Below are 2,050 nucleotides of genomic sequence, written 5' to 3'. Positions count from 1 at the left end.
TAATAACGGTGATTTATTGTACTTTCTTTGACGTAGAGGTGCGGTAAAAAATAGTAACTTCTGTTGGGGTAATGCCAATGAACAAAAGTGAAAGGTTTTATCGCCGAAGTAAGTATGCACATTAAAGCAGCTTGCTGGGGTTGTATTCGAATAGGAACAACACTGCCATAGTCTATTCTTTTTTTAAACTATGGAGCGCTACTGTAGGGTTGGGTGAAGTGTTCGCTTCCCTTTCGCTTAGTTCAACATGAATTACGTGGTTACCTTAGCCTGTAATTTGTCTGCAGTAGATCTCTAACCATTTACTTACTGGTTTTTGAAGATCATGAATTTAATCGATTTTGCATCATCTCCTCTGTCGCTGTTACCGCCTCTGGTAGCATTAAGTTTGGCTGTTCTTACACGCAGAGTACTTGTTTCATTAGGTGTCGGTATTGTATTAGGCGCGGTATTACTCGCGGATTATTCTTTTGGTAGTGCATTCAGTTATGTTGCTACTAAGGTATCAAGCGTCTTTGTTGCTGATGGCGGCATTAACACTTGGAATATGAGTATCGTCGGGTTTTTGCTTTTATTAGGTATGATGACCGCGCTATTAACTTTGTCTGGCGGTACTCGTGCTTTTGCCGAATGGGCACAAGTCCGCGTAAAAAGTAAACGTGGCTCAAAACTGCTGGCGGCATTTTTGGGTGTGTTTATTTTCGTTGATGATTATTTTAACAGTTTAGCCGTAGGTTCTATTTCTCGCCCTGTGACAGACCGCTTTTATGTATCTCGCGCTAAACTTGCCTATATCCTTGATTCAACTGCAGCACCAATGTGCGTTGTGATGCCAGCTTCTAGCTGGGGCGCGTACATTATGACGATTATTGGCGGTATTCTCGTTTCTCACGGGATTACCGAATATTCGGCATTGGGCGCGTACATGCGTTTAGTACCAATGAATTTTTATGCCATTTTTGCATTACTGATGGTGTTTGCGGTGGTGTGGTTCCAATTAGATATTGGTCAAATGCGCCAGCATGAAATTAATGCCTCCCAAGGCCGTGGATTCGACGACGCAAATGAAAACGATAGCCAAGACGCACATGAGTTAAATGAAGAGCTTGATATCAAAGAGAGCGAACATGGCAAAGTGTTGGATCTGGTTCTGCCTATCGTATTACTCATCATTGCAACGGTTTCAGCCATGTTATTTACGGGTGGTCAATCTTTAGCCGCAGACGGTAAAGCATTTGATCTACTGGGTGCGTTTGAAAACACCAATGTCGGCGCTTCATTGATTTACGGCGGGCTAGTTGGCTTGGCGATGGCTCTGTTTACTGTGTTTAAGCAAAAGCTGCCAATGAATGACATCAGTAATACATTGTGGATCGGTGCTAAATCGATGTTTGGTGCGATTTTGATCCTAATTTTTGCCTGGACAATTGGCTCTGTTATTGGGGACATGAAAACCGGTGCGTATATGTCATCTTTGGTTCAAGGTAATATTGATCCGCATTGGCTACCGGTCATCTTATTCTTACTATCGGGCGTGATGGCGTTTTCAACCGGCACTTCTTGGGGAACGTTTGGCATCATGTTGCCCATTGCTGGAGATATGGCTGCGGCGACCGATATCGCTCTAATACTCCCGGTGCTGAGCGCGGTGCTCGCTGGTTCCGTCTTTGGTGACCACTGTTCTCCTATTTCTGACACCACCATCTTATCGTCGACAGGCGCGCGTTGTAATCATATCGATCACGTTGCGACACAATTGCCGTATGCACTGGCTACGGCCTTGGTTTCGAGTGTCGGTTTTGTTGTTTTAGGAATGACAGCGTCAGTGCTGATCTCGTTGGCTTGTGCCTCTGTTGCATTTATCATTGTGTGCATGATTATGGCCGCTATGGCGAAATCAAAAATGACACATTGCGAGACGTTGTAGCTGTATTTTGGTTAAATAGAGTTGATGAAAGGGAAACGACAGTTTCCATTTTTTATTACTGTCGCACGACGGCGAAAAAAGATTTTAAAAACGCCAAATTTTTAGTTGAAAAAGAACATCAAC

1 protein-coding gene and 1 riboswitch are annotated in these 2,050 nt (G+C 43.7%); the gene reads left to right on the top strand.

Translation table 11 applies throughout. The annotated features are described in order from the left end of the window. Positions 1–25: 25 nt before the first annotated feature. A riboswitch (Lysine riboswitch) is annotated at positions 26–209 on the top strand. Between the two features lie 116 nt (positions 210–325). Beyond that, a complete protein-coding gene (locus B9J84_RS09930; RefSeq protein ID WP_094124049.1) occupies positions 326–1,927 on the top strand; it encodes a Na+/H+ antiporter NhaC family protein in 1,602 nt (533 codons plus the stop codon). The last annotated feature ends 123 nt before the right edge of the window (positions 1,928–2,050 follow it).

This window comes from Vibrio sp. V03_P4A6T147, from assembly GCF_002241085.1.
Lineage (GTDB): Bacteria > Pseudomonadota > Gammaproteobacteria > Enterobacterales > Vibrionaceae > Vibrio > Vibrio anguillarum.
The sequence above is the reverse complement of the archived record's forward strand: the minus strand, read 5'-3'. Positions and strand labels throughout refer to the sequence as shown.

Coding starts and splice junctions, on each gene's coding strand:
- B9J84_RS09930 (WP_094124049.1), top strand. CDS start 326: ATGAATTTAATCGATTTTGCATCATCTCCTCTGTCGCTGTTACCGCCT.